We start from the raw sequence: 19047 nt of genomic DNA, 5'->3' as shown, positions 1-19047 counted from the left end.
AAAGTATCACCCGCAAGCTACCCAAACTGCAATCTGCTCAAGCCTCGTCACCGGGCGTAGCAGCCCACGCCCTTTCAAAACCAGCTGAGATCACACCAGTTAACCCCTCTGATTCGAGGGGTTAACTGGCCTATTAAGACAGCTTTTGCGCACGCGCCGCATCAAGACGACTCTTGGCATTAAGCAGGGCTTCTTGTGGTCGTGTCACGACGATCACTGACGACATAACAATGGTCTGACAAGCAAGGCGCCAATTCTCAGGGCGGCGCTTGAGCTTGATTTCCTCAACCTCAGTTCGTGGTGAAAGCGCAGCAACTTTGCTCTCACCCTCAATTCCAACAAAACAAGTAATGCACTGACCACAACCTCCACAGTTCCCCAACTTTCCTTTCAGCCCGTAGAGCTCCATTCCCTCGCGCAAGGCAACCTCCCTGAGATTTTCGCCCTGTTTGCACTCAACATCTTTGCCTTCCCGGACAAAGCGAATGATGGGCATGGATCTGGAACGCAAAAGACAACCCATTTTGTCTCAAGCGCGGCATTGCAGTTTGTAACCAAGCCTGAATTTCAGCAAAACCTCAGCCTGACGAAATCGATAGCCCTCCAAACCCACTCTTTTAAGAGCTATTCATGTATCACTGCACGTTGCAGCTAGCGACAACCTTCTCCACACTTAATGGTGCACGTCTTACGATCTGCGGGTCTGGCTGCATTAGCAGCTTCGTTTCGTTCCCCCGAACCTGACCCATGGGATTGCCCTGGTATCGGGTGCACACGGTCGTTATCAACGACCCCGGCCGACTTCTGGCCGTGCACCTCATGCACACAGCCCTGTTAGCCGGCTGGGCCGGCTCCATGGCCCTCTACGAATTAGCCATCTTCGATCCTTCGGATCCCGTCCTCAACCCCATGTGGCGGCAAGGCATGTATGTCATGCCCTTCATGACCCGCTGCGGCATTACTGGCAGCTGGGGGGGCTGGAGCATCACCGGTGAAACCGGTGTTGATCCAGGCCTCTGGAGCTTCGAAGGTGTTGCTGCCGCTCACATCATCTTCAGTGGCCTGTTAATGCTGGCCGCAATCTGGCATTGGACCTACTGGGATCTTGATCTTTGGCTAGATCCACGCACTCAAGAGCCTGCATTAGACCTTCCAAAAATCTTCGGCATCCACCTGACACTTGCAGGTGCTGTTTGCTTCGGCTTTGGAGCCTTCCATCTATCTGGACTTTATGGTCCAGGGATGTGGGTCTCTGATTCCTATGGACTAACAGGTCATATGGAAAACGTCGCTCCTGAATGGGGAGCGGCTGGCTTCAATCCATTTAGTCCAGGCGGCATTGTGGCGAACCATATTGCTGCAGGAATATTTGGATTCCTTGGTGGCCATTTCCAAATGCTCAACCGCCCACCTGAACGGCTTTACAAAGCCCTTCGAATGGGCAATATCGAAACAGTCCTAGCCAGTGGCTGCGCGGCTGTTTGCGCTATCGCCTTCATCGTTTCAGGAACGATGTGGTATGGATCTGCTGCCACACCTGTTGAACTGTTTGGACCTACTCGTTATCAGTGGGACCAAAATTTCTACAGAACTGAAATCAACCGTCGTGTCCAATCAGCCATGGATGACGGCGCTACTCAAGAGGCGGCTTATGCCGCTATCCCTGAGAAGCTTGCCTTCTACGACTACGTAGGCAACAGCCCTGCAAAGGGTGGTCTATTTAGAGTTGGCGCCATGGTGAATGGCGACGGCCTTGCTACTGGCTGGCTCGGTCACATCTCTTTCCAAGACAGGGCAGGTAATGATCTCCAGGTACGCCGGATCCCGAATTTCTTCGAGAACTTCCCTGTATTACTTGAAGATCAGAACGGCGTCGTTCGTGCTGACATCCCCTTCCGCCGTGCTGAAGCAAAGAATTCCTTTGAGCAGCAAGGCGTGACGGCAACCATCTATGGAGGTTCTATGGATGGAAAAACCTTCACTGATACCGCTGATGTAAAGCGTCTCGCTCGTAAGGCTCAACTTGGTGAAGCCTTTACTTTCGACCGCGAGACCTATGCTTCAGATGGTGTTTTCCGAAGCTCGCCTAGGGGCTGGTTCACCTTTGCTCACGTCAACTTTGCGCTCTTGTTCCTGTTCGGTCACTGGTGGCATGCAGCTAGGACCTTGTACCGCGACGTGTTTGCAGGAATCGATCCTGACCTTGGCGACCAAGTTGAATTCGGTGTTTTCCAAAAGTTGGGCGACTCTTCTACTCGTCGCGTTCCAGGGCAAACTTAAGCCTTCAACAGGAACTACACCTTCAGCTGATCGACCCTACGGAGACTCTCAATGGATGCTTTTGCTTACACCCTCTTAATGACCCTGGTGGTTGCCACTCTGTTCTTCGCGGTTGCATTCCGTGATCCGCCGAAAATCGGTAAAGACAGTGGCAAATAAAACGCCAATCTCTTCAAAGCCCCGCTTCGGCGGGGCTTTTTTTTGTCTTTAAGCACTTCTTACTCCAATCTCGTTGATCCAAATAATCATGCAGTCTCATTGTCTCGCAAAGGATTTACTGCACTAAAGCCTGAGAATGCAGTTCAACAGGTCCTTCTCAAGGCTCGAATTACTGTCTAGACTTAGTTCACTAAAATTGGAGTCTTACGGGCATGCAATGCCCCTCCTGCCAAAACACTGATAGTCGGGTACTTGAATCCCGCGCTGCTGATGCCGGGCGAAGTGTAAGAAGGCGCCGTGAATGCTTACATTGCGACTTTCGCTTCACGACCTACGAACGCGTCGAAACTGTTCCAATCACAGTTTTGAAGCGTAATGGTAATAGGGAGACTTTCAATCGCAGTAAAATCCTTAATGGCCTTACAATTGCCTGTCAAAAAACCGGTCTCGAGCAAGACAGACTTGAGTCAATGGTGAACGAGCTTGAACTGCAACTTCAGCAACGAAGTGGGCGTGAAGTGAATAGTGCTGAAATCGGCGAAATGGTTTTGGACCAACTATCGGAAATGAGCGAAGTCGCTTACGTACGCTTTGCGTCGGTATATCGTCATTTCCGTGGAATTAATGATTTCGTAGCAGCACTTGAAGGCATTCATGCCAACAAGGAACAGCTCGCAGCCGTTCGCTGAGAATAAGGAGTCAATCTGTAGAGTGATCAATTAATTCCGAAAGGTCGGCGGGCCACTCGGATTTCCTTGCGCACTGCCATAGGGCAGACCGCCATCCAACAATGTCTGCGACTCCTACTGAACAAGTTCAGGACTCTGCTGCTGAAAGCACTAACAGCGAGCAGGTAATCAATACCACTTCTGAAACAGCCGAAGCTGCCAAGCAAGCCTTGGCTGAAGAAGACCTGAGCATTCCAGAGGATGTCCCAACAGCCGATGACCCGAGCAGCCGAGCAGCCAAAAACGACCTGAGTGGAGCTGGATTCACCCTCGATGAATTTGCATCGCTACTGAGCAAGTACGACTACAACTTCAAGCCCGGTGACATTGTCAACGGCACGGTATTTGCCCTTGAATCAAAGGGGGCAATGATCGACATCGGGGCCAAGACCGCAGCCTTCATGCCCCTTCAGGAAGTGTCGATCAATCGGGTTGAAGGACTCAGCGACGTCTTACTCCCCGGAGAGATCCGTGAGTTCTTCATCATGAGTGAGGAGAACGAAGACGGACAACTCTCCCTTTCAATCCGCCGCATCGAATACCAACGTGCATGGGAACGGGTAAGACAGCTGCAAAAGGAAGATGCCACCATCTACTCCGAAGTATTTGCGACCAATCGCGGGGGTGCCCTGGTAAGGGTGGAAGGCCTGAGAGGATTCATCCCGGGATCACACATCAGCACCCGCAAGCCAAAGGAAGAGCTTGTCGCGGACTTCCTACCTTTGAAATTTCTCGAAGTCGACGAAGAACGCAATCGCTTGGTACTGAGCCATCGCCGTGCTCTGGTGGAAAGGAAGATGAATCGCCTCGAGGTTGGCGAAGTCGTCATCGGCGCCGTTCGCGGCATCAAGCCCTACGGAGCCTTCATCGACATCGGTGGCGTGAGTGGCCTACTTCACATCTCCGAAATTAGTCACGAGCATATCGAGACCCCCCACTCGGTTCTTAACGTGAATGATCAGATGAAGGTCATGATCATCGATCTCGATGCGGAGAGAGGTCGAATTTCACTATCTACCAAGGCCCTTGAGCCCGAACCCGGAGACATGCTCACCGATCCACAGAAAGTCTTTGACAAAGCCGAAGAAATGGCCGCCCGTTACAAGCAAATGCTGCTCGAGCAAGCCGAAGAAGGCGAAGATCCAGAAGTTGTCCCCCTCGACTAATCCTGATCGCTAGCCCATGCCTCAACTGTTGCTGAAGGGGACGCCCATCGGCAAGATCCAAGGGGTGCTGTTCGACAAGGATGGCACCCTTTGCCATAGCGAACCCCACCTGCTCACTCTGGCAAAAGGAAGAATCGAACAAGCCATTCGTAGGTTTCACCGAGGGAATGCCAGCGAAAGTGTGGTTTGCAAAATTCAGGAACTTCTCTCTGCTGCCTATGGACTCAACGCTGAAGGACTCGATCCAGGCGGAACCATCGCCGTAGCGTCAAGGCATCACAACCTAATCTCCACAGCAACGGTGTTCTGTCTGCTCGGAGAAGGCTGGCCACAGGCTCTTGCTCTGGCCAATGAAGTGTTCACAGCTGTGGATGCTCTTGAGAATGAAGGGCCCTGCCTAGCAACAACGAGAACTCTGCTACCAGGTGCCCTTTCGCTCTTGCAAGCGCTGCGACAACAAGGGGTGATCTGCGCCGTGATTAGCAATGACAGCGCCTCAGGGATTGAGACCTTCCTGAACCAAAACAATCTTCATGACACGGTGACCGAGCTCTGGAGCGCTGAGCATCAACCAGCCAAGCCCAATCCAAATGCCGTCAAAAGACTCTGCCAGTTAATGGGATTAGCCCCCGCCCACTGCGCCTTGATTGGTGATGCCGATTCCGATTTACAGATGGCTCGCCAGGCTGGTATAGGTCTCAGCCTTGGTTACATGGCCGGCTGGAATCAACCCCCAACACTGACGAACTACCACCACCTCATCCACCACTGGAATGATCTAGTCGTCAAGGCAGACCCTAAAATTACGCATAACTTCAGTTCTCCATGAGCCGTTACGTCTTCACCTCTGAGTCCGTCACAGAAGGGCATCCCGACAAGATCTGTGATCAAGTGAGTGATGCCGTTCTAGACGCCCTACTCGCTCAAGACCCGAGCAGCCGAGTTGCCTGTGAAACAGTTGTCAATACAGGGCTCTGCCTCATCACAGGCGAAGTGACCTCAAACTCCCAGGTTGATTTCATCCATCTTGTTAGAAACGTAATCCGCGAGATTGGCTATAGCGGTGCTCGTGCAGGTGGATTTGATGCCACCAGTTGCGCCGTGCTCGTTGCCCTGGATCAACAATCACCAGACATCGCCCAAGGGGTTAATGAAGCCGACGACCATTCAGGTGATCCTCTTGACAAGGTGGGAGCCGGAGACCAAGGGATCATGTTTGGCTACGCCTGCGACGACACCCCTGAGCTGATGCCCCTACCGATCAGCCTCGCCCATCGCCTTGCCCGTCAACTCGCGGCAGTCCGTCATGACGGGTCTCTGAGCTACTTGCTACCTGATGGGAAGACCCAAGTCAGTGTGGTCTACGAAAACGACCGTCCTGTCGCGATCGACACGATTTTGATCTCCACTCAACACACCTCGGAGGTAGAGGGCATCTCGGATGAGAATGGAATCCGTGAGCGGATCACTCAAGACCTCTGGACCCATGTCGTAGAACCAGCGACTGCTGACCTCCCCCTCAAACCCAATCGTGAGGCGACCCGCTTTTTAGTCAATCCAACCGGTAAGTTTGTGGTCGGAGGCCCACAGGGGGATGCTGGCCTTACTGGCCGAAAGATCATCGTAGATACCTACGGCGGCTATGCCCGCCATGGTGGTGGAGCCTTTTCGGGCAAAGACCCAACCAAAGTGGACCGCTCTGCCGCCTACGCCGCTCGATTTGTGGCCAAGTGTCTTGTAGCAGCAGGCCTCGCTCAACGTGCAGAGGTGCAACTCAGCTATGCCATTGGCGTGGCTAAACCCGTCTCGATCCTAGTGGAATCTTTTGGCACCGGAAAAGTAACGAATGACGAACTCACAGCCTTGGTGCAAGACCATTTTGACCTGCGACCTGGTGCCATCATCGAACAATTCAAGTTGCGAAAGCTGCCTCAGCAACGCGGAGGACGGTTCTACCAAGACACTGCTGCCTATGGCCACTTCGGCCGCCCTGATCTAAATCTTCCCTGGGAAGACGTTACGGACAAGGCCTCCACTCTGCTTCAAGCAGAGGCCCAACAACAAAAACAGGGAAGCAGCCTCTAGAAACCCCATGCCTAACTCGTCCCTGGCGCTCGGCATCGACCTTGGCACCAGCGGCGTACGGCTTGCCGTGCTCAACGAGCACGGCAAGCTGATCCACACAAGCACAGCGGACTATCCAAAAGGGCTTGAGATCCCTGAAGACTGGAAAACCTGCTGCACAGAGCTAATTCGGGCTTTGCCCACCAACCTTCGGCTGGCCCTGAGGGCATTAGCCGTGGATGGCACATCAGGAACTCTGCTGGCCTGCGACCACACTGGGACAGCCCTTAGCAGAGCCCTTCCATACAATCTGAGCTGCCCGGAGCAAAGGCAAACACTCATCTCCCTCGTATCCCATGGAGAACCAGCCTCAAGTGTGAGCAGTAGCTTGGCAAGGGCTCTACGACTAATCAGCACACATGGCCAAAGCGTTCTGCTACGCCATCAAGCGGACTGGATCAGCGGCTGGTTGCTAGGCAATTGGTGCTGGGGAGAAGAAGGCAACAACCTGCGCTTAGGCTGGGATTTAGTCAATCAGACCTGGCCTGCCAGCATTGCCGAAACAGCCTGGCGGGCAGCACTTCCTGAGATCGTAAGCAGCGGCAAAGTTCTGGGTACGGTGGCACCTGAGCAGTCCCAAAGCCTTGGCCTACCGAAACAACTCCTCGTAGTAGCAGGGACCACCGACGCCAATGCTGCTGTTTTAACTGCCAATGCAGGTCCCGACGACGGCATCACCGTGCTGGGCAGCACCCTTGTGCTGAAACGTTTTACGGAAGGTCCAATCCGTGGTGCTGGCATCACCAACCATCGCGTTGGCGGACGATGGCTCTGCGGCGGAGCCTCCAATGCCGGTGGCAGCGTCCTTCGACAACTGTTCAGTGATACCGAGCTCAAAGAGTTAAGCCGCCAAATCAATCCAGAGTTCAACAGTGGTCTAATGCTGCGCCCTCTTCCCGGCCCCGGCGAACGCTTCCCAATTGACGATCCCACACTCGAACCACAGCTAACTCCACGACCTGTGAGCGATTCCCTCTACCTCCATGGCCTACTGGAAGGCCTCGCACGCATCGAATTGCAAGGCTGGCAACGTCTCAAAGAACTTGGCGCGCCCCCTCCCAAGCAAGTGATCAGCCTGGGAGGAGGTGCACGCAATCCCCAATGGCGTCGATTAAGAGAACGGATCCTTGGCATACCCGTCAAGACTTGCACCAACCCACCAGCTGCCGGAGTAGCCCGTCTGGCCTTGCAAGCGATCTCTCCTCAACACAACTTGGTTAGTACCAAGCAAGAATCGGATCACCAGCGCTGAATGGTGCTAACCAAATGGCATGACCACATTTTGACTGGACTGGTTGTCATGAAGAAAAGTTCAATGAGCTTCAATGTGATCGAACTAGAGATACTTCCGTCTTTAACAACGCTTTGACTAACTCCTCTTGGTAAGAGCTCACTTCAGGCTCTCCAATCTCTAGTCTCAAAATTTCCAACACCACTGCTGATGAGCTCCGACCCCCTCACCCCTGATGTCAGTGCACGCATCTGTCGCCACATGAATGGCGACCATGCCGAGGCTGTCATGAATTATGCGCGTTACTACGGAGGAATTAAAGACCCCCAAACAGCCAAGATGATTTTAATCACCTCGGAAACGATGGAACTTGAAGTGGATGGGGATGCCTTAGAGATCAAGTTCGACCACACCCTCACCGATAGTGAAGATGCCCATCACACTCTGGTGGCCATGCTGAAAGCCATGCCGAAATCATCTGGCTGATATGGCCTCATCAGGGAACCCTGCCATAAGAACAAGGGGAATCCTTGTCTCAGAAGCTGAACTGCATTGCTTTCATCCCTGGTTCGAGCAGGTCATGCCCTGCTCATGCAACCCCAGTGCCCCATCTGCCGGGCAACGATCACCTCAGATGCCGAGTCTTCCAAGCCTTGCCTGAACTGTTGCATGAAACTCGATCTACCAGCCGATGGCTTAAGAGGCCTAAGTCCCCTGAACTGGCGGACTCTGGGTTGGTACGAAGGTCATCTCCGCCGACTGTTGTTGAATCTGCGTCGCGATCGGAAGCTCTCAGCGATCCACGCCTTAGCAAAACTGCTGACCCCGCTCGTCCCCATCAACGCTGTGCTGGTCCCGATTCCGAGCTGGGAAAACCTAAACCGAGCAAATCCTTTACCCCAGCTTCTGGCCAATGGCTTATGCCGTCCCTGCCATGGCCTCTTACGCCGCCGCTATGCAACCGTGGGTCAACACCATCTCGACCGACAGCTACGCCAGCGAAATCAAATTCATTCATTCGAGGCGGTGCCAGGCCTTAGCAACAACTCAACTGACTGGTCCTTTCATCGGGTTTGGATTGTTGATGACATCCTCACCACCGGTGCCACAGCTCTGGCAGCCAAGAATTGCTTGCAAAATCTTGGCCTGACTGTAGGCGGTGTTGTCTGCCTCGCCAAAACTCCTAAACATCAATCCTCTCAACAATCACAAACGTGATCTTGATAATCAACCCTGTTTAAAACCAATATTTAAGGCTGGGTAAATTGCTGACAGCTCAAAATCATTGCGCCCCTTGGAAGATTATCGAGCAAAAAACAATGACAACCATTCGCCTCAAGAGCGAAGTAGCAATTCAACCGCCACCACTGCTAAGGCTGGCAGCAAAATAGAAACTAAAACAACGAAGTAGCACGAAAATGCAATGATTTTAGACGAGACAAGCCCACAGAGATGAGCCGCGAAAGGATTCCTCCCCAGAGACTGCTGCGATCAAACAGCCAATTCCAACCTCAGCGATCCCAAGCCTCTAAAGCTTCCACAAACCTCTTCTGATCGCCCAACCATTTAGGAGCAAAATGAATACGCCCAGTCTCCAAATAGATGCACACCCAATGCCCTAATCAAGGTATTGCTGAGCAAAGATAATTCTGGCAGAGAAGTCCAACAATTGGTGGAAGGGTTAAAGAGATATCCCGAGCAATAGATCATCCACCGAGAACTTGGAACAATTCCGATGACTGCAGCGAACGCCAGCATGGCTACCGCCAGGCACAGCCTTTACCCTCAATTAAAAGCGCATAGGGCAGAGAATACAGAAAGCCAACAGACCGACAAGATCAACTGCTCGAACACGACACCGAGCCAAACTGGCAGCCTGAGCAATCAGGAGAATTCCTCTAGCCAGATGGGCCAACCAGGAGGAAACAAGCAGGCTGATAGCGCTTTGTCCAACAGACTGCCCCCAGCCCCCGAGCATCAAGTCATAGAAGGGAGGGTGTGAGTCGGTTTTCAGCTAATCGAAGATGGAAAGGCCTGCAAGCTAAAACGCCTGGATCACAGTGCGCAGCTCATCACCCCAAAGACTAGAGCGATCGATCAGGCACAAGGCTTTGATGGCAAAAAACAAGCTCACCATCAACGCAGGGAAGCCAACGCCAGTGCTGAACTACTGATGACCTTTGGACTGCCCCCTGCAGCATCATGATCATCGCCGCCAAGAGGCGATTGGGTTTGCGCCACAGCAAGGTTTTTGACCCAGCGGTCTAAGGCAATGATTTCATCGCCACCCTGGCAAGGCTTTGCCTCACCCAGTGATTTAAGATTCCGAGGTCGCGAAAGCGACGCGCCGGGATAGCTCAGTTGGTAGAGCAGGCGACTGAAAATCGCCGTGTCCCCAGTTCAAATCTGGGTCCTGGCATCAATTTAAGATGCCCATTGCCGTGTCTTTCTCTCCGTCCAACGAAAAGAGCGACCGCCTGTTCAATAATGCAGACAATTTTGCGATGATATTTGATGAGGCCTGGAAAAACTATCAGTCTAAAAAAGAGGAGAATAAGCTTAGTCAGGAGACTAAGCTAAATCTAGTCCTAGACACGATCAAGGACCATCCATTCCTATTAGGATCTCCATCCATTGCCAAAGAAGTGGCTCAATTTCGCATCCGACTTCTTGATCTGATCTAAAATATAGATCAGGATGAAAGCAGATTTGTTTGCGCATCCTCCACGCATTGAGTATCGCCAACATCATCGTCAAAGGTCCCATCCCCATTCTCAAGACCCTGATCAACATTCCCCTCTGCCTGGAAATCTTCTGTCTTCAAATTAAAGGCTTGGTCTGATTCACTATTCTCAGGCTTAACCTCTTTAAGGATCTGACCTTCTGATGAAATAGCGTAAGTGAGGTTGAACAAAGTTCATCGGTCTGGATCAACATCTAAAAGCCCCTGCAGGTGCCTCACGCGCTCCTCACTATCAACAAGGAGCTTCTTAGTGGCTTGATGGCAGCCATCATCTTTCAAAAATTGACTACTCTCAAGTATCGCGACCCTTTCTTCAAGCTGAAGTAGCCTCAAAATCAAGGCCTCACTCAACTGACTAAAACCATGCAGTTGCTTACTAAGCAACTTTTCAACAGAGGCCTGGTTTTCACTGACCGTCATCAGATATTTCCTCCCAGAAAGAATCTTGCCGATGGTATCGGTGCCAAGCTCGCTGTCCATCTCACAAGCTTCAACGAGGCAAAGTTGGTTTCATGACATCTTCTCCAATTGCTACCACGAGACCAAGACAAGATTGAGCAGATGAAGCAAGCAGCGATTGGCTGGTGGCGTAATTTTCCAGAGATTAGATAGAGCTTGTTTTAGTTAAGGCAATCGCCTGGGTCAATGGCCCGGCAGCGAAACCGAGCCAGACAGTTCGCAAGTATTTATACCTAAGGGAGTACTGATTGCTCTTCTCCTCTCGCCTGCTAGAGACTGACAAGGATGAATCTATAGGTTGATGACCTTATATCCAAGCCAAAAAAATCATGAAGCCATGCAAACTGAAAACAATTAAAGATTTTGGCTTCCAGCTCACAGGAAGACACCTCTTGCTTGTTTATCATGGCCAAAGGGAGTTGATTTCCCTGCAAACCATTGAGCTTCGAAAGGGCTAAAGCCTGAACTTTCCATCACCGTCGTTCCCCATGCCTCTGTTTCGCCCCCCTTCAAGTGAACAACCCGGTGATCAATCTGCCCTAACCCCCTCAGGGAAAGAAATTCCCATGGCGATGTCGATGATGGTTGACTCCATGGTACGCATGATTCAAAAAGCCAGTGGCAATCAGCCAAGTGTTAAAAACGAAGACTCAAACGAATCTCTTGATGAACATTGAGCAGTTCGTTGATCAAAGTGAAGGGACATGGCGGTCAATGCGAAGTAGCCATTCACTAGCCTTCCAACAATTTGAGGAAGTACTAAGCGAGATTCGCATCCAAAAGGTGAATACCGAAGAGCCGGAAGTTATCCAACTCCTGAAGTCCACGACAAGTCTCAACAGAATGCCCGTATCGCCGTTCAAAATAGAATGGCAAGCTGAAAGTGACTGGGAGCCAAATGTAAAGTCAGAGGACACATCGGGCTCATGCCTTTTAATACCTATCCCAAAAACCCATCAGAAAGGGGTGATCTTAAGAAGTATGGGCTATGCAGAAGCTGAAAAAGCTGTCTCAAATTACGAATTCCTATCAGATGGGACTTGCCTGCTGATGACCAAATATGGGCAATCTATTGCTGAAGAGAGAATCTGGTTTGTTTCCAAACACATTCGGTGCCGGTCATCTGTTCTACGAACATCAGAAGGCTCAGGCGTCCTGCAAACATCTTTTGCCTCAGAAGTGCGCAGTCTAAAAAACTAAAGGGTCAACAAAACAAGATGCGTCAGAGTTCTTTACTAGGTTTCGCCAAAACATTAGCTGCTCACTACAGCAACAAGGCACAAGCTCAGAAAGATCCAATCAACTTTGCCAGAATCAATATCTACTTTAGGCCACTATTATGGGATGTATTTCAAGGGCCTGGATATTATTCAGAGCAAAGTTATGACTATGCGCCCTGGCGTCCTTATCGCCAGGGCGTGCATAAATTACTAGCAAACAAAGAAGCATTCATATTGGAGAATTATAGTTTGCAAGAACCTAAGCGCTTTGCTGGCGCAGGGTTTTACCCTGACCTGCTCAATCACCTATGCGCTGATACGCTCCTTCCGCGACGCGGCTGCGCTATGCACTTCAAGGAAGTAAAACCAAACCAATATCGAGGACAAGTTGAACCTGGTAACAACTGCCTAGTTCCTCGCAACAACACCATGACTTATCTGGTCAGCGAGGTGGAGTTTGATGAAAAAATTTGGATTAGTCGAGATCGCGGATTTGACCCAAAAACACATGAACAGCTCTGGGGCTCAAAGCACGGACCACTTCACTTCCAACGTATTGTAAATCTAGGCGATCATCTTAACGAAAGCTGGTTGCGCTCTGCCTCACACTGAATTAACACATCCAAGAAAATAGTGATGTGTCGTGAGACTGAAATAACAAGAGGGAGAAATCCCATGACAGTTCAATGCATCTATCAACTGTCCCATGCACTCACATCCTGCTTTCCAGGCCCACTAAGCCATTGCCGTTTTTTACCTTGCGAAAGCCAGGAACTCTCGAACACTTAGGGATAAGAGCATGAGGGAATTAATAGGCACAATATCTTGACAGTTAGCCAGCAAAATAATAATACTAATAAAGTACTACATCTATAATCAATGCTACTGCCAGAGATTCACAGGCAAGGCGAATCAGCAAAGAAGAATACCCCTAAATTACAGGAGGAGAAGCCCCGATACGATTCATCTCAAGACTGTTAACCTTAGCTCGAACAAAGCGATGTGGGTCCTCCTTATTTTTAGCCACATTCTCTACCAATGCGCCCCATTCTTCTACATGAAGCAAAGGCTCAATAGCCAATAACGCTGCATATCGACAGGCCCAGTAAGGAGACTTGCCTGGGTTCAGCCATTGAGACAAATAGGAACAACCAATCTCGGGGCTATATTGCATCAGTGTGAGAATGGACGCCGGTTTGAATTTAATAAAATCAGGCCAACGCCTATCAAGTGCAAAAAAACATAAATCCTGAATTTTCTGTTGTGCTGTTTCCGGCCAATCGGTCATACATCTAAAAAGAAGCATAAAGAAATAGAGCGCGCCATAATCCTTCTCGGCTCGTTCCCAGCATTTCAACAACAAAGGCCAAAGCTCTTTTGGATTACGACTACGCAAGGTCTGAACAGCAAGATAACAGCGACTGAAATCAGTCGCGAATAGTTCCTCTATCAGGAAAGCATCTGTAGGAGATTCATCATAATGATGCACCAGATCAAGATCATCTGGGTCATCACGCATCAGCCCATCCAAAATAACCAACAAATCAAGACCATTCTGCTGCCCCACCTCTTCAGGCCAAAGAGCATTCAAGGCCCGCATTCGAAAGGTCGGAGATACAGGTGCCCTTAACGTGGCCTTAAGTAAGTCAAACTCACCTGCATCGATAACATCCTGAATTGCAAGATGACGATCCATCTGAACAGGAAGAGTAAGATGCAACTCCAACTCCACCAATCGAGCTCTTTGCCCACAAAGTTTAAACACTGCAGCAAGGGCAGCACCACTAACCCCAGGGTTGGCATGATCCTGCAAAGACTTAATTCTTGGAGCCGCTGAAGCCACCCCAAGACAAGACAGGCTCTGAATCAACACGCGCCGATGCTGCTTGGGATCATCTAGCAAGGTCATCATGAGTTGATGTAGACCAGGATCCTGACAATCCAACTCTTGTAGTGCCCAAGCCGAAATCTCAACCAAATATGGATCACTGCTTGTGAGGCAGCGACCAATGGCAGGAATTGCAGCGGTACATCGAAGACGAGCCAAGCCCTCAACGGCCTTTTTACGGGCAATCACAACAGGAAATTCAGAGGACTCTGACTCAATCAGGCGCAACAAGGCCCGTTCAGTCATGGGTCCAGGGAATTTGCTTAGGTGAAAGGCTGCCTTGTAGTAATCACTGGCCAACTCCAACTTATTGATAGGCGTACAAAGAATCTTGAGAGCCTCTTCCTGGCTGAGAGATGGAAGATTATCGAATGGGCTCTTCAGCTCTTTCACTAGATCAGAATATGAACGATGAGCAAGGCCGAAAGGTTGACCAAGTCATTACTCTGGAACACTGCATTCCTATCTCAGTCATCTTTTAAGAAATATTAGGCAATCGTGAACTCTGCTGTTTTGCGAAAGGGACTCATATCACATTAGAGGCATGCTTCCTGGACGAAGCTGGAATAGAAAAGTATTGCTACCAACTGACAATGAATCAGAGAGTCAATAGAGGCAGCATTCATTGAAATATCTAATGCCCTAATTGATCCTTATCATCTTGCCAAGACCCTCAAAAACCTCTCAATCAATCGTCCCCTCCCATAGCATAGTAGCCTCAGCATTGATTACGGAATGACTCTTTACAACTGACAAAGAAGCCAAATATCTACCCCAATTCAACACAGAAAACACTAGCCAGATTTCAGTAAGTACAATGTGATAGATGCTTCGAGCGAAGATGCATTCATTAAAGAGGTGGAAAAATCATAATACAATGCATCGGTAAATTCATGAGTTTATATTGCTAGCTGTTCAGGGGTAGGAGCTTCTGTTGCTACTAGAACGATAGCTTCAATAATGGTTGACTGATTCAGCCAGAAAAGCTTACTTCTATCTCTTTCCCCTAATGCGACAAAGCAGAAAAATAACAAATAATGCCCAGAGCTCCATGGATAGCTGCTAAAAGAATCATTAGCCAAAGAGCAAAACAGTAAGTTCAAAGCCAGGGTAGCAGGAAATCTATGCGCCAATTGAGGCCGCAAAGTATTATCGACTTGTCCATTCCTTATCGACAAAGAAATCTACCATCATTTGCTTAATGGAAATGCCGTGCTATTACCTGCCCAATTGAACGAACTTATGAATAGCTCACACAGATCAGCCTCAACCAAAGGAGCCATTTCTGCTTCCGTACTACAACCTGTAGCTTTTGATTCATCAATATGAGTCATATTGATCAGCAATAAATCATGTTTTGAGATAAAAAAGATGCATGAATAAGCAAGGGATTCCATTCTATGGAAATAGAACGCAGGGCTAAAACTCTTAGGACATTGACTGATATACAATCTGGGAAGGACTCGAGACTTGCGCAAGCATTGGTAATAGCCTTAAAAACAAGGCAAACTTTCAACCATCCAACAAGAGGACTGGAGTGCCTCAATAATCAATTTTGACTCTGAACAATCAAGCCTCACTGAACAGTTTATCGTCGCTTTACTGACCACTATTACATCGACAATTCAATCACCCCAAAAAAGGGAACCTCTAATGGCTTCAGATCAATGACATTAAAGACCCTTTTAGCTTCTATCACCATCCTGAGGCTGTTCTAGCTAATAGCAATTATCAAGCTCTTGGAATCCACAATCTCCAGCACACCCAAACTTAACTGCTCAGGAAGCAAACCAAACACAATCCTAGGATCCTTTTAAGGTCCAAAAAATATCGCAATGACTCTGACTATGCCTTTAACGAAGGCATAGCAGCCAACCTTCACAAAGCAATCAGGATGGCAAGGGGGTTGACTAACTTCAACACTAAAGAAACACGGCGGAAATTTTAGGCCAAGATCCTCCCTAGAAAAATTCCAAGAGAGTGAAGGAACAATTTCTACTTAACGCCAAAATCCTGCACAATTCACATACGTCATCATGGTCATGTTGTTATTCCCTTACCGTTCTATCGGGCAGGTTTGCATAAGGGCCTGAACCATCAAAACAGTGGATCTCTCGGCTCTAGTGATTACCTTGCTCACATCGATAATGCATGCATTCTCTTCTCAAGTCGACAACATTGACACAGGACCAACCCTTCAGCATCAATACTGACGAGTCGTTGCTGAATGAAGACGAAGCCGCTGAACTGGCCGATGAATTAAAGGCTCTGCTCAGACGTGGAGACACACCGAAAGCCGATGCAGAGCAGATTCAACGCATGGTGTCGGGTCTTGGCGATCATCGAGGATTGCTTCGACGTACCTTTGCAGAAAGTCTCGGCGTCGTAGGCAAGGCAGCGGTGCCAGCACTTTGTGCGGCCCTACACAAGCATTCCAGTGCCACGGTGAGGCGCGCCGCCGCAAAGACCCTCAAACTGGTTGGCGATCCAAACACCTTGCCAAATCTCCTCGAGGCCCTTCTAAACGATCCAGACCCTGTCGTTCAAGGATCAGCAGCAGGAGCCATGGCGATTTTTGGTGCAGATGCAGTAGAGCTCCTGCTAGAGGTAATCATGAATCCAAACAGCACAGCAATGCAATGTGGATTCGCTAGCTGGGGGCTGGCCTTTGTGGGAGCTCAAGCACCTGATGCTCTTCGCAATGCCGCCCAATCCGACCATGCAGAAATTAGAGCGGCAGCCATCGCAGGCCTGGGAGAGCAAATACAAGCCTTGGGTGATACGGATGCTCGAGAGCTTCTCCTAGGAGCTTTAGTTGACCCTGCAAGCGATGTGCGGGCTGAAGCCACCATATTGCTTGGCAAGCTACACGAACCATCCTGGGCACAGCCAATGTTATTGGCCAGGCTCGATGATTTACACCCTCAAGTCCGAAAGAATGCTGCCATGTCTCTAATGAAACTGAAGGCAACGGAAACACTCAATGAACTGCTTGAAAGAAAGTCTGCAGAACAAGACGAGAGCGTCAATAGAATTCTGCAGTTAGCAATTGATCAGCTTTCGAGCGAAGATCTAAAAAAACCATAATGATGAAAGCTAGTCATTATTTAGTACTGGGATTGCCTGCATTACGTTGCTCTAATGTATTGAGAGCATCAATCACGCTCCCTCGCAACAAATCATCAATTAAATCGTCCGCCTGAAGCTCTTTCAAGCAAGCTTCAGCCGCAGGAACATCAACTTCCCCAAGAGCAGTTACTGCAATAGCGGCCAGCAAGATATTCTTACTTTTGCAACTCTGTAGCAGAAGTGGAAACCCCTGATTGCCGAGAAGAGATAAAAGCGGAACCACTGTAAGTATTAACTCAGGAATATCATCCTGTAGAGCCAATTCGACAACCTCCATGGCCTCCTTTGGGAAGGCTTCACCAGGGAACTTAACTGCCACTTGCACAAAAGCCTTGAGACAACTTGTGCGAACTATTCTATTCTCACTGGCATGAAATATCTGCACCAAAGGGAGCAAGGAGCGTCTACCAAATACACCAAGGGCTTTTACAGATGCTCTTCTAAGTTCAATATCCGTCTGATCCAGATTGGCCAGCAGCCTAGGCATTGACTCCTCAGGCCAGTAGCGAGACATTTTCAAATAAGCTTCTTCTTTGATTTGTGGATTTGGATGAGCAAAGTCATCAAATAAATCCTCAAGATCAGGCTTGCAGTTTTCATCCTTGCTCATGTATGTAGGCTCAGCACATCTCAAGTCACTAGCAATAAGAGTAATTCAGAAGAGCTTGGTGGAGATCTTCAAATTAAATAGATTCCTAATGCTTTTACAGACAAGGACAACCAAGCCAAAAAACAAGCTGCACAGACCTTGAGAAGTAGCCGCCTAAAGGCATTGAGGTTCAGGATAGAGCATTAATCAGGTAGTTAAGAAGGTCCTTAAACTCGTTAGCAGCTTGCTGATCCATATCACGAGGAACACATACGCGCTCACGGATGTAGCTAAAGGCCTCGATGTAGGCAGAAGTAGGGATACCGAGTGTGCGAAACACTTCTCGAACACCGGCAATACCCCACTCATCAAGAGGGCCAGTGCTACCTGCTATCAAGCAATAGTTAATCAGGCGCAAGTAGTGGTTGATGTCTCTTGCACACTTGTCCCTAGTTGCAAGATCATACTTACCATCGCTGTAAACAGCTTTAAGTGCATCAGCAGTCACATTGTCTATGCCAGAAGCCAGCTTCTCAGCAGCTTCCATGCGGGCAGCCGCACGATCGAAGGATGCCTTGACAGCTTTAAGGTCACTTATATCAGGGAAACGACCTGCTGCATCTGCTGCAGTGATCACTGTTGTGACAGCAGATTTCATCGTGTGATTCCTTTTATGGAAGTGTGATAGTTAACTTGGAGAAGATTACGAATGATTCAGCTCAGGGAACTGATCACACGATCAAAATAGGAAGCAGCTTCTGCAGCAATGCCCTGGCAGTCAGAACCCTTACCAGAGATGCCCTGGAAAGCAGAGGGACCAGAATTTGTATCAGTAATGATAGCGACAGTAGCGGCCTTCATGATCTCAACAGCACGAACTGCGTTCTTGATAGGCACGCCCAGCGCGTCGTAGGTCTCTTTGAGACCATTGAGGCAACGATCATCCAGAACAGATGCATCCCCAGCCAAGAGGGCGTAACTGACATAGCGGAGGATGATCTCTCCATCGCGCAAGCAAGCAGCCATGCGGCGAGTGGGATAGCAGTTACCGCCAGGCTGGGTCATGCCTGTGTTCTCGCAAACCATGCCGCTCACTGCATCCGCTGCAATACAAGAAATGTGTTGCGCGATTGCATTAGTTGCATCGATTCGAATGTTGGCATCCGCAACGTGCTGACGAAGAGAAGCCAAATCGGCACTGCCGAGGCAAGCCCCTTTGGCATCAGCACCAACTACAGCGCGAGAGAATGCGTCAAGCATTGGCAAGCCGGACAGGACTGGGGGTTAGGGAGCTTCTGAACCATTAAGGGAAGACTCCAAAAGCTAGATGG

At 49.6% G+C, this 19047-nt stretch carries 23 protein-coding genes and 1 tRNA gene; 16 read left to right on the top strand and 8 right to left on the bottom strand.

The genetic code is table 11. The features are described 5' to 3' along the window. Positions 1-133 precede the first annotated feature (133 nt). Positions 134-496, bottom strand: coding sequence for a 2Fe-2S iron-sulfur cluster-binding protein (locus tag PMIT1303_RS03950; RefSeq protein ID WP_063397605.1), 363 nt, complete (start codon positions 494-496; stop codon positions 134-136). A gap of 251 nt (positions 497-747) precedes the next feature. On the opposite strand from PMIT1303_RS03950, the gene psbB reads away from it, so the two are divergent. From psbB to PMIT1303_RS03890, 12 genes are all read left to right on the top strand, one after another. Beyond that, positions 748-2280 carry a photosystem II chlorophyll-binding protein CP47 gene (gene psbB / locus PMIT1303_RS03945; RefSeq protein ID WP_063397604.1) on the top strand — a complete coding sequence of 511 codons (1533 nt, stop codon included), beginning with the start codon at positions 748-750 and terminating at the stop codon, positions 2278-2280. 51 nt (positions 2281-2331) lie between these two features. Further along, a complete protein-coding gene (locus PMIT1303_RS03940; RefSeq protein WP_011131033.1) occupies positions 2332-2439 on the top strand; it encodes a photosystem II reaction center protein T in 108 nt (35 codons plus the stop codon). A gap of 212 nt (positions 2440-2651) precedes the next feature. Next, the gene (gene nrdR, locus PMIT1303_RS03935) at positions 2652-3128 is read left to right on the top strand and encodes a transcriptional regulator NrdR (protein WP_063397603.1); all 477 of its coding nucleotides are present in this window, start codon (positions 2652-2654) and stop codon (positions 3126-3128) included. A 101-nt stretch (positions 3129-3229) separates the two neighbouring features. Next, entirely contained in the window at positions 3230-4333 is a 1104-nt protein-coding gene (locus PMIT1303_RS03930) for a 30S ribosomal protein S1 (RefSeq protein ID WP_063397602.1), read from the top strand. A 16-nt stretch (positions 4334-4349) separates the two neighbouring features. Next, positions 4350-5162 (top strand): HAD family hydrolase, encoded by an 813-nt coding sequence (locus tag PMIT1303_RS03925; protein ID WP_063397601.1) that lies wholly within the window; start codon positions 4350-4352, stop codon positions 5160-5162. Beyond that, positions 5159-6418: a methionine adenosyltransferase gene (gene metK, locus PMIT1303_RS03920; RefSeq protein WP_063397600.1), complete on the top strand. Its 1260-nt coding sequence runs from the start codon at positions 5159-5161 to the stop codon at positions 6416-6418. Before PMIT1303_RS03925 ends, metK begins: the two co-directional genes overlap by 4 nt. A gap of 7 nt (positions 6419-6425) precedes the next feature. Next, a complete protein-coding gene (locus PMIT1303_RS03915; protein ID WP_063397599.1) occupies positions 6426-7709 on the top strand; it encodes an FGGY-family carbohydrate kinase in 1284 nt (427 codons plus the stop codon). 189 nt (positions 7710-7898) lie between these two features. Next, positions 7899-8174, top strand: a complete 276-nt coding sequence (locus PMIT1303_RS03910; protein WP_011826823.1) for a DUF2470 domain-containing protein — start codon at positions 7899-7901, stop codon at positions 8172-8174. 66 nt (positions 8175-8240) lie between these two features. After that, the gene (locus PMIT1303_RS03905; RefSeq protein WP_231901301.1) at positions 8241-8906 is read left to right on the top strand and encodes a ComF family protein; all 666 of its coding nucleotides are present in this window, start codon (positions 8241-8243) and stop codon (positions 8904-8906) included. Between the two features lie 517 nt (positions 8907-9423). Then, positions 9424-9690, top strand: coding sequence for a hypothetical protein (locus PMIT1303_RS13955; protein WP_231901299.1), 267 nt, complete (start codon positions 9424-9426; stop codon positions 9688-9690). A 344-nt stretch (positions 9691-10034) separates the two neighbouring features. Continuing rightward, positions 10035-10107: transfer RNA gene (locus PMIT1303_RS03895), tRNA-Phe, on the top strand. 10 nt (positions 10108-10117) lie between these two features. Then, positions 10118-10372: a hypothetical protein gene (locus tag PMIT1303_RS03890; RefSeq protein WP_063397597.1), complete on the top strand. Its 255-nt coding sequence runs from the start codon at positions 10118-10120 to the stop codon at positions 10370-10372. 8 nt (positions 10373-10380) lie between these two features. Here the strand turns inward: PMIT1303_RS03890 and PMIT1303_RS13950 are convergent, their stop codons facing one another. Together PMIT1303_RS13950 and PMIT1303_RS03880 are read right to left on the bottom strand one after the other, a co-directional pair. Then, positions 10381-10602, bottom strand: coding sequence for a hypothetical protein (locus tag PMIT1303_RS13950; protein ID WP_063397596.1), 222 nt, complete (start codon positions 10600-10602; stop codon positions 10381-10383). A gap of 3 nt (positions 10603-10605) precedes the next feature. After that, complete coding sequence (locus PMIT1303_RS03880; protein ID WP_063397595.1) at positions 10606-10911, bottom strand: hypothetical protein; 306 nt, start codon at positions 10909-10911, stop codon at positions 10606-10608. Positions 10912-11378: 467 nt separating this feature from the next. Between PMIT1303_RS03880 and PMIT1303_RS03875 the strand changes: the two genes are divergently transcribed. The 3 genes from PMIT1303_RS03875 to PMIT1303_RS03865 are packed head-to-tail and all read left to right on the top strand — an operon-like array spanning position 11379 to position 12722. Beyond that, entirely contained in the window at positions 11379-11567 is a 189-nt protein-coding gene (locus PMIT1303_RS03875; RefSeq protein ID WP_011826832.1) for a hypothetical protein, read from the top strand. Beyond that, a complete protein-coding gene (locus PMIT1303_RS03870) occupies positions 11557-12090 on the top strand; it encodes a phycobiliprotein lyase (protein ID WP_063397594.1) in 534 nt (177 codons plus the stop codon). The genes PMIT1303_RS03875 and PMIT1303_RS03870 overlap by 11 nt, the downstream gene beginning before the upstream one ends. Positions 12091-12107: 17 nt before the next feature. After that, positions 12108-12722: a chromophore lyase CpcT/CpeT gene (locus tag PMIT1303_RS03865; RefSeq protein ID WP_063397593.1), complete on the top strand. Its 615-nt coding sequence runs from the start codon at positions 12108-12110 to the stop codon at positions 12720-12722. A gap of 319 nt (positions 12723-13041) precedes the next feature. On the opposite strand, the gene PMIT1303_RS03860 is transcribed toward PMIT1303_RS03865, so the two are convergent. Then, positions 13042-14391, bottom strand: coding sequence for a HEAT repeat domain-containing protein (locus PMIT1303_RS03860; protein WP_063397592.1), 1350 nt, complete (start codon positions 14389-14391; stop codon positions 13042-13044). Between the two features lie 797 nt (positions 14392-15188). Beyond that, on the bottom strand, positions 15189-15395 hold the full coding sequence (locus PMIT1303_RS13945; RefSeq protein WP_231901297.1) for a hypothetical protein: 207 nt from the start codon (positions 15393-15395) through the stop codon (positions 15189-15191). 754 nt (positions 15396-16149) lie between these two features. Between PMIT1303_RS13945 and PMIT1303_RS03855 the strand changes: the two genes are divergently transcribed. Continuing rightward, positions 16150-17085, top strand: a complete 936-nt coding sequence (locus PMIT1303_RS03855; RefSeq protein ID WP_156486897.1) for a HEAT repeat domain-containing protein — start codon at positions 16150-16152, stop codon at positions 17083-17085. A 16-nt stretch (positions 17086-17101) separates the two neighbouring features. Here the strand turns inward: PMIT1303_RS03855 and PMIT1303_RS03850 are convergent, their stop codons facing one another. The 3 genes from PMIT1303_RS03850 to PMIT1303_RS03840 all read right to left on the bottom strand — a co-directional run bounded on the left by PMIT1303_RS03850 (position 17102) and on the right by PMIT1303_RS03840 (position 18976). Further along, a complete protein-coding gene (locus PMIT1303_RS03850) occupies positions 17102-17737 on the bottom strand; it encodes a HEAT repeat domain-containing protein (RefSeq protein WP_063395061.1) in 636 nt (211 codons plus the stop codon). Positions 17738-17906: 169 nt separating this feature from the next. Further along, positions 17907-18374: a bleomycin hydrolase gene (locus PMIT1303_RS03845; protein ID WP_011826840.1), complete on the bottom strand. Its 468-nt coding sequence runs from the start codon at positions 18372-18374 to the stop codon at positions 17907-17909. Positions 18375-18430: 56 nt separating this feature from the next. Beyond that, the gene (locus PMIT1303_RS03840) at positions 18431-18976 is read right to left on the bottom strand and encodes a bleomycin hydrolase (RefSeq protein WP_011826841.1); all 546 of its coding nucleotides are present in this window, start codon (positions 18974-18976) and stop codon (positions 18431-18433) included. Positions 18977-19047 lie beyond the last annotated feature (71 nt).

This window comes from Prochlorococcus sp. MIT 1303 (assembly GCF_001631965.1).
GTDB lineage: Bacteria > Cyanobacteriota > Cyanobacteriia > PCC-6307 > Cyanobiaceae > Prochlorococcus > Prochlorococcus marinus_D.
This window is presented reverse-complemented; position numbering and strand designations above follow the sequence as displayed.